The sequence below is a fragment of the Cellulomonas sp. P4_B5_2 genome (assembly GCF_056402235.1).
The window spans coordinates 1-7,961 of the sequence record NZ_JBFUHU010000302.1; the positions used below are offsets into that span (position 1 = coordinate 1).

Here is a 7,961-nt window from a genome sequence, read left to right on the forward strand (position 1 = left end):
GGTGGTCTGCGACGAGCCGACATCGGCCCTCGACGTCTCGGTGCAGGCGCAGATCCTGGCGCTCCTGGACCGGCTCCGCCGCGAGCGTGGCCTGACCTACCTGTTCATCTCGCACGACCTGGCCGTCGTGCGTCAGGTGGTGRACCGGGTCGGCGTGCTGCACGACGGCCGCCTGGTCGAGGTGGGTCCCACCGCCGACGTGTTCGACCACCCGCAGGACCCGTACACCGCCGAGCTGGTCGGGGCGATCCCCGGCGGCCGCGCCGAGAGGAGCACCCGATGACTGCCCTGACCACGGACCCGACCACCGATCTCCAGCGGTGGCGCACCGCACGCGAGACGGCGCTGCGGCAGCCCCACGGCTGGCTCAGCCTCGTCGGCCTGCACGCGCTGACCGCGGCGCCCCGGAGCGTCCCGGGACTGCCCGGCGAGTGGTGGACCGACGGCGACGACGCGTTCGTCCGGTCGGGCGCCGGCCTGCAGGACCCGGAGACGCGAGCTCCCCTCGACGGCAGCTGGCGGCGCACGGTCGGTGAGGGCCTGTCGACCCTGGTGGCGACCTTCGTGCCCGCGGGCCGGTCGGACGAGGACCGTGTGGTGGTCGAGCTCGTCCGCCGCACCGGCCGTCTCCACCTGCGGGTCCGGGATCCGTTGGCCACCGCCCGGCAGGAGTTCGTCGGTGTGCCCGCGTTCTCGTACGACCCCGCATGGGTGCTCGACGTCCCCGTCCGCTGGTACGACGAGCCGGTTGCGGCCACGGTCGGCGCGGCGCAGCACGGGCTCGTRCACCACGTGCGGCTGGTGGGGGAGATCGACCTCGAGCGCGACGGCGTCCTGCACACCCTGCGACTCACCGCCGGTCACGAGCCCGGCTCGGCCGGTGTGCTGTTCAGCGACGAGGCCGACGACCTGGCGCCGTGGCGCGTGCTCAGCGTGGACGCGGACCCGGAGGCGCACACCCTGCGGATCGACCTCAACCGCACGATCAACCTCCCGTACGCGTTCAGCGACCACGGCACGTGCCCCGCTCCCGTGCAGGGCAACCACCTGCCGTTCGCGGTGCGGGCCGGCGAGCGCGACCCCCGAGGAGGCGTCTCGTGACCGCGCCGAGCCCCACGCTGACGGTGCGGTGGACGGCCCTGTCCGATCCGCTGGTGCGCCCCCTGCTGGACGAGCTGGCGTACGAGTACGCCAGGCGTTACCAGGGCATCCTGGCCGTCGACGACATCCGCGCCGAGCTGGAGCACTACCCGGCGCACGAGTTCGCCTCGCCCGACGGCGGGCTGGTCCTGCTGCTCGAGGACGGCGTCCCGGTGGCGGGTGGGGCGTTCCGGCGCCGCGTCGAGCCGGAGCTCGGTGACGTCGACCGTCGACCGCGCTCCGAGGGGCGCGACGAGGCCGGGGTGCCGACGGTGCCCACCGCCGAGCTCAAGCGCATCTGGACGCATCACGCGCACCGCCGCCGCGGCCTCGCCACACGCGTCGTCGTCGAGCTGGAGCAGCGCGCCGCCGCCCTCGGCTACCCGCGGCTCTACCTGACGACGGGACCGCGCCAGCCGGAGGCCGTGGGCCTCTACCTGCGCGCCGGCTACACGCCCCTGTTCGACCCGGACGCCGAGGCGACCGGACCGCTCCCGTTCGAGAAGTGGCTGGAGGTGACCCCGTGAGCGTGTTCCAGGACGAGTCCCGGCTGCTCGCGCCCCCGCCGGTGCTGCCCGCACGGGAGGCCTCGGCGCTCGCCGGGCTGCGCGTGGTGCCCGCCCGCCACCCGGGCCGCTGGGTCGCCACGGCTGCCGTCGCGGTGCTGCTGGCCATGGTGGTCAGCTCGCTGGTCACCAACGACCGGTGGCAGTGGTCGGTGGTCGCGCAGTACCTGACGTGGCCATCCGTGCTCTCCGGCCTCTGGGGGACCCTGCGGCTGACGTTCGTCGCGGCGGTCATCGGCTTCGGGCTGGGCACCGTGCTCGCGCTCATGCGCCTGTCGCGGTCGCCCCTCCTGCGCTCCGTGGCCTGGGGCTACACGTGGGTGTTCCGGTCGGTGCCGCTGATCCTGCAGCTGCTGCTCTGGTACAACCTCGCGTACTTGTACCCGGTGCTCTCGTTCGGGATCCCGTTCGGACCCGCCTTCACCGAGGTGGACACCCTGTCGATCGTCGGCAAGTTCGGTGCCGCGGTGCTCGGGCTCGGGCTCTCGCAGGCGGCGTACTCGGCCGAGATCGTCCGCGCCGGCATCCTCGGCGTGGACCAGGGCCAGCACGAGGCGRCTGCCGCGCTCGGCATCCCGCGGGCCCGCCAGCAGCTGCGGATCGTGCTCCCGCAGGCCATGCGGACCATCGTGYCGACGTCGATCAATGAGATCATCGGCCTGGTCAAGGGCACGTCGGTGGTCTACGTGCTGGCCTACGGCGAGCTGTTCTACACGGTCGGTGTCATCTACGGCCGCAACCTCAAGGTCGTCCCGCTGCTCCTGGTCGCGGCGATCTGGTACCTCGTCGTGACCACGGTGCTCACGTTGGCGCAGTACTACCTGGAGCGGAACTACGCGAAGGGCGCCCTGCGCACGCTGCCCCCGACGCCGTTGCAGCGGCTGCGGTGGTCGGTCCTGGGCACGACGAGCCGGCTGACCGGGCGCCGGCTGCCCGCGAGCGTCCCGCCCGCCTACGCCCCGCGCGCCGGCCACCTGTTCCGGACGGGGGACGACCGATGACCGCCGGACTCGTCGAGGTGCACGGCGTGCACAAGAGCTACGGCACGCTCGAGGTGCTCGCGGGCATCGACCTCGTCGTGCAGCCGGGCGAGGTCACCGTCGTCATCGGCCCCTCCGGGTCGGGCAAGTCGACCCTGCTGCGCGTCATCAACCACCTCGAGCGCGTGGACAGCGGCTTCGTCGCCGTCGGGGGAGAGGTCGTCGGCTACGAGCGGCGCGGCGACACCCTGCGCGAGCTGTGGGAGAGGGACGTCCTGCGCCAGCGCACCCGGATCGGCTTCGTGTTCCAGAGCTTCAACCTGTTCCCGCACCTCACCGTGCTGGAGAACCTGGTCGAGGCACCCGTGCACGCCCAGGGCCGACCGCGCCGGGAGGTCGAGGCCGAGGCGCGCGTGCTCCTGGAGCGCGTGGGTCTGTCCGACAAGGCCGACGCGCGTCCTCGGCAGCTGTCCGGCGGTCAGCAGCAGCGCGTCGCGATCGCCCGGGCGCTGGCCACCAAGCCCGAGGTCCTCCTGTTCGACGAGCCGACGTCCGCGCTCGATCCGGAGCTGGTCGGCGAGGTCCTCGACGTCATCAAGACCCTCGCGCACAGCGGCACGACGCTCGTCGTCGTCACGCACGAGATCGGGTTCGCCCGTGAGCTCGCCGACACCGTCGTGTTCATGGACGCGGGCCGGATCGTCGAGCAGGGCCCTCCCGCGCAGGTGCTCGACCACCCCCAGCACGCCCGGACCCGGGCGTTCCTCGACAAGGTCCTCTGACCATCCCACCCCGAAGAGAGAAGATGATGTCCACCACGTCTGCCCGCCCGTCCCGCACCCGGCTGCTCGCCGCGCTCGTCCTGACCCCCCTGATCGCGGGGCTCGCGGCCTGCTCCTCGAGCGCCGCGGAGGAGCCCGGTGACGGTGACCTGCAGGAGGCCGCCCAGGCCGCGGGTCTGACCGTCAACACCACCGCGGACCAGGACCGCATCCACACCACCGAGTCGGCCGAGGCGATCGCGCTGCTGCCGGAGTCGATCAAGGACAAGGGCACGCTGACGGTCGCCGTGAGCGCGTACGTCGCCCCGCTGGCGTTCCTGGCCGACGACGAGAAGACCCCGATCGGCAACGAGACCGACATCGCGCAGCTGGTCGCCGACGCGCTCGGGCTGGAGCTCGAGCACGAGGTCAAGGCGTGGGCCGACTGGCCGCTCGCCGTGCAGTCCGGGGCCGTCGACGCGGTGATCTCCAACGTCACGGTCACCGAGGAGCGCAAGGAGCTCTACGACTTCTCGTCGTACCGCAACGACCAGCTGGGCTGGCTGGTGCGCGCCGACAACGAGGACGTCACCGAGATCACCGAGCCGAAGGACATCGCAGGCCTCACCGTCGCCGTCGGCTCGGGCACCAACCAGGAGAAGATCCTGCTCGCGTGGGACGGGGAGAACCAGGCTGCGGGGCTCGAGCCCGCCACGGTCGAGTACTTCGAGAACGACGGCGACACGATCCTCGCGCTGCAGTCGGGCCGGATCGACACCGCGTTCGGCCCCAACGCCACCGCTGCCTACAAGGCCGCCGTCTCGCCGGAGGACTTCAAGGTCGTCGGCACGCTCAACGGCGGCTGGCCCGCGACCGCGCAGATCGCGGTCGGAACCCTCAAGGGCAACGGGCTGGCCCCCGCCGTGACCGCGGCGCTCAACCACGCGTTCGAGGACGGCTCCTACGCCGAGGTGCTCGAGCGGTGGGGCCTTCAGGACGAGGCCATCGAGCAGTCCGAGACGAACCCGCCCGGTCTGCCGAAGACAGACTGAGCGCACAGACGAGGTGGCTGGGGGAGTCGCCTCACACGGCCGGCTGGGTGGACGGGGGTCGCCCAGCCGGCCGCCCCACACGAACCGGAGAGGGTTCGGCCGAGGACACACGCAGGGTGCCTCGCACGGAGCGTCCCGGATCTACCGGAACACCTACGCCCGGTCGGAGTACCTGGACCTGGCGCAGGAGGCGTTCGGGCTGTGGCGCACGCTCGAGGACGAGGCACCCGCGGTCGGAGAGCTGCTGCAGCTCACGGGCGGCGTGAGCCAGGGGTCGCTCGCGTCGCGGGAGATCGCGCAGGCGTTCACGGCGCGCGGGATCCCGCACGAGTGGCTCACCGCCGACGAGGCGCACGAGCGCTGGCCCGGGCTGGCGTTCGAGGGCGACGTGCTGCACGAGACGAGCACGGCCGGCCGGCTGCACGCGGATCGCGCGGTCGAGGCGTTCCTGCAGGCCGCGACCGCGGCCGGCGCGCGGGTGCTGCACGAGACCCCGGTCCGGGCGATCGAGCAGCGCGGTGACGGGGTGCGCGTGGTCACGGACACCGGCACCTGGCACGCCGAGGACGTCGTGGTGGCCGTCGGCGCGTGGACGTCCGGGCTGCTCGGGCGCGAGCTCGACCTGGCCGAGAAGCTCGTCGTCACGCAGGAGCAGCCGGCGCACTTCGCCCTGCGGCCCGACGCCCCCGACGCGCACCTGTGGCCGTCGTTCACGCACGACCCGGTCGCCCCGCACCCCTGGCCCAGCGGGGTCTACGGCCTGGCCACCCCGGGCGAGGGGATCAAGGTCGGCTTCCACGGGGTCGGCCCGCGCACGGATCCCGACCACCGGACCTTCACCCCGGAACCGGAGCAGCTGAGCCTCCTGCGCGAGTACGTGGCCCGGTGGGTGCCCGGCGCCGACCCCGACCACCTGGTCCCCATCTCCTGCACGTACACCACCACCCCCGACCACGACTTCGTGCTCGACCGGCGCGGACGGGTGGTGGTCGCCGCCGGGTTCTCCGGCCACGGCTTCAAGTTCGCCCCGGCGCTCGGACGTGTGCTCGCCGACCTGGCGCTGGAGCCTCCGGACGCCCCCGTCCGCGCGGCGCACCCCGCATTCGCGGCCGCCCGGCTCGCCCCCTGACCCCCCACGGAGGACCTCACATGACCACGAACGTGCCGCTGTCCATCCTCGAGCTCGCCACCGTCGGCGTCGGCCAGACCGGTGCGGACGCCCTGCGCGCGACGCTCGACCTCGCCGTCGCCGCCGACGCCCTGGGCTACCGCCGCCTCTGGTTCGCCGAGCACCACCTCGCACCGGGCGTCGCCTCGGCCGCCCCGGCGGTGCTCGCCGCGCTCGCCGCGGAGCGCACCCGCCGCCTGCGCGTGGGCTCCGGAGCGGTCCTGCTGGGCACCACCAGCCCGCTGGTCGCCGCCGAGCAGTTCGGCACCATCGCGGCGCTGCACCCTGGGCGTGTCGACCTGGGACTCGGCCGCGCGTTCTCGCCGCCGCCCGAGGGCTTCGTCGCCCCGCCGCGCACCGGGGCCCGCGACGTGGACGGGCTGCACGTGCCCGGCACCCCGCCGATCGACTTCACCGACTCCGACCTGCGCGCGCGCCTGCTGGCGCAGAAGGAGGTGATCGGCGCCAGCCGCTCCGGGCAGGACTTCCGCGCCGAGCTCGAGCTGGTGCTCGGACTGCTCGCGGACTCCTACGTCGACAGCGCCGGGCACGCGTACGTGAGCCCACCGGTGGCCGGGGCGGCGTTCGACCTGTGGGTGCTGGCGTCCAGCGGCGGCGAGAGCGCCCGCGTGGCCGGCGCCCTCGGCCTCCCGCTCGCCGCGAACTACCACGTCAGCCCGTCGACCGTCCTCGGCACGGTCGAGGCGTACCGCGCGGCGTTCAGGCCTGGGTTGTTGGCGGACCCCTACGTGGTGGTGTCCGCCGACGTGCTCGCGGCCGAGACAGCCGAGCGCGCGCAGCACCTGGCCGACCCGTTCGCGGAGTGGGTGCTCTCGATCCGCCGGGGAGCGCAGGGCGCGATCGCCTACCCCGAGCCGGGCACGACGACGCCGTGGGACCAGCGCAGCGCGGAGGAGCAGGACGTGCTGCGCGACCGGATCGACACCCGGATCGTCGGCACGCCCGACGAGGTCGCCGCCGCACTCTCCACGCTGCAGCGCGTGACCGGAGCCGACGAGCTGCTGGTCACCACCGAGACCCACGACCCGCGCGACCGCGTGCGCTCCTTCGAGCTGCTCGCCGACGCGTGGGGACTGACCGCGGACGTGTCGCGCGACGCGTCCGTCCTGGTGCCCGCGGGCGCCTGACACCCCACGAGAAGGAGCCCACCGTGCCCGTCGACTTCCTCGGCATCGCCGCCACCAGCAACGCCTCCGAGACGCAGGCCCCGACCACCGCGCCGTTCGACCTGCGCTACCTCGAGCGGATCGTCCGCGCCCACGAGGACAACGGCTGGACCCGCGTGCTGTTCGCGTACGGCTCGAGCGGTCCGGAGCCGTCGGTGCTCGCCGCCCACGCCGCCGCGCGCCTGGACTCGATCGAGCTGCTCCTGGCGCACCGGCCGAACGTCTCGTACCCGACGTTCGCGGCGAAGTCGTTCGCGACCCTCGACCAGCTCTCCGGCGGCCGCCTCTCGGTGCACTTCATCACCGGTGGGAACGACCACGAGCAGCAGCGCGAGGGCGACACCCTCACCAAGGACCAGCGGTACGCGCGCACGCAGGAGTACATCCAGATCGTCAAGCGGGCGTGGACCAGCGCCGAGCCGTTCGACCACGACGGCGAGTTCTACCAGTTCCGCGACTTCGTCCTGGACGCCAAGGCGTTCGAGGGCCGCTCGCCGACGATCTCGTTCGGCGGGTCGTCCGACGCCGCGTACCGGGTGGGTGCTGCCGAGGCGGACATCTACGCCGTGTGGGGTGAGCCGCTGGACCGCACCGCCGAGCAGATCGCCCGGATCCGCCGGGAGGCCGCGGCCGCAGGACGGACGACCCCGCCGCGTATCCACGCCGCGTTCCGGCCGATCATCGCGCCCACCGAGGACCTGGCCTGGGAGAGGGCCCACCGGATCCTCGGGGCCATCGAGGCTCGCAAGGCCGCCGGTGGTGGTCTGCTGAGCCGGTACTCGACCGGCAAGCCGGAGAACGCCGGGTCGCAGCGCCTGCTCGAGATCGCCGCGGAGGGAGACCGGTTCGACTCCGTGCTCTGGACGGCCACCGCGAAGGCGACCGGTGGCGCCGGCAACTCGAACGCCCTGGTCGGCACGCCCGAGCAGGTGGCCGAGGCGCTGCTCGCGTACTACGACCTGGGCGTGAGCGTGATCTCCGCCCGGGGGTACGACCTGCTGGACGACGCGGTCGACTTCGGCCGGTACGTGATCCCGCTGGTCCGCGCGGAGGTCGCGGCCCGGGACGCCGAGCGCGCCGCCGCCTGAGCACACGGAAGCCCCCGCC

General features: G+C 73.4%; 8 protein-coding genes and 1 pseudogene. All 9 read left to right on the forward strand.

Annotation, left to right across the window (positions count from 1 at the left end):
* A pseudogene (locus AC1DUQ_RS17965) lies at nt 1-283 on the forward strand (ABC transporter ATP-binding protein); the annotation flags it as partial.
* Nucleotides 280-1,101, forward strand: coding sequence for a DUF1684 domain-containing protein (locus AC1DUQ_RS17970; protein WP_477062261.1), 822 nt, complete (start codon nt 280-282; stop codon nt 1,099-1,101). The pseudogene AC1DUQ_RS17965 and the gene AC1DUQ_RS17970, both read left to right, overlap by 4 nt.
* Complete coding sequence (locus AC1DUQ_RS17975; RefSeq protein WP_477062260.1) at nt 1,098-1,667, forward strand: GNAT family N-acetyltransferase; 570 nt, start codon at nt 1,098-1,100, stop codon at nt 1,665-1,667. The genes AC1DUQ_RS17970 and AC1DUQ_RS17975 overlap by 4 nt, the downstream gene beginning before the upstream one ends.
* Entirely contained in the window at nt 1,664-2,707 is a 1,044-nt protein-coding gene (locus AC1DUQ_RS17980; protein WP_477074269.1) for an amino acid ABC transporter permease, read from the forward strand. Before AC1DUQ_RS17975 ends, AC1DUQ_RS17980 begins: the two co-directional genes overlap by 4 nt.
* Entirely contained in the window at nt 2,704-3,468 is a 765-nt protein-coding gene (locus AC1DUQ_RS17985; RefSeq protein WP_477062258.1) for an amino acid ABC transporter ATP-binding protein, read from the forward strand. The genes AC1DUQ_RS17980 and AC1DUQ_RS17985 overlap by 4 nt, the downstream gene beginning before the upstream one ends.
* A gap of 26 nt (nt 3,469-3,494) precedes the next feature.
* Nucleotides 3,495-4,499, forward strand: coding sequence for an ABC transporter substrate-binding protein (locus AC1DUQ_RS17990; RefSeq protein WP_477062257.1), 1,005 nt, complete (start codon nt 3,495-3,497; stop codon nt 4,497-4,499).
* A 13-nt stretch (nt 4,500-4,512) separates the two neighbouring features.
* A complete protein-coding gene (locus AC1DUQ_RS17995; RefSeq protein ID WP_477074270.1) occupies nt 4,513-5,628 on the forward strand; it encodes an FAD-dependent oxidoreductase in 1,116 nt (371 codons plus the stop codon).
* A gap of 20 nt (nt 5,629-5,648) precedes the next feature.
* Nucleotides 5,649-6,815: an LLM class flavin-dependent oxidoreductase gene (locus tag AC1DUQ_RS18000; protein WP_477062255.1), complete on the forward strand. Its 1,167-nt coding sequence runs from the start codon at nt 5,649-5,651 to the stop codon at nt 6,813-6,815.
* A 23-nt stretch (nt 6,816-6,838) separates the two neighbouring features.
* Nucleotides 6,839-7,942, forward strand: a complete 1,104-nt coding sequence (locus tag AC1DUQ_RS18005) for an LLM class flavin-dependent oxidoreductase (protein WP_477062254.1) — start codon at nt 6,839-6,841, stop codon at nt 7,940-7,942.
* The last annotated feature ends 19 nt before the right edge of the window (nt 7,943-7,961 follow it).

Excerpts from the sequence above, each read along its gene's own strand:
- AC1DUQ_RS17985 (WP_477062258.1), top strand. The coding sequence starts at position 2,704 with ATGACCGCCGGACTCGTCGAGGTGCACGGCGTGCACAAGAGCTACGGC.
- AC1DUQ_RS17990 (WP_477062257.1), top strand. The coding sequence starts at position 3,495 with ATGTCCACCACGTCTGCCCGCCCGTCCCGCACCCGGCTGCTCGCCGCG.
- AC1DUQ_RS18000 (WP_477062255.1), top strand. The coding sequence starts at position 5,649 with ATGACCACGAACGTGCCGCTGTCCATCCTCGAGCTCGCCACCGTCGGC.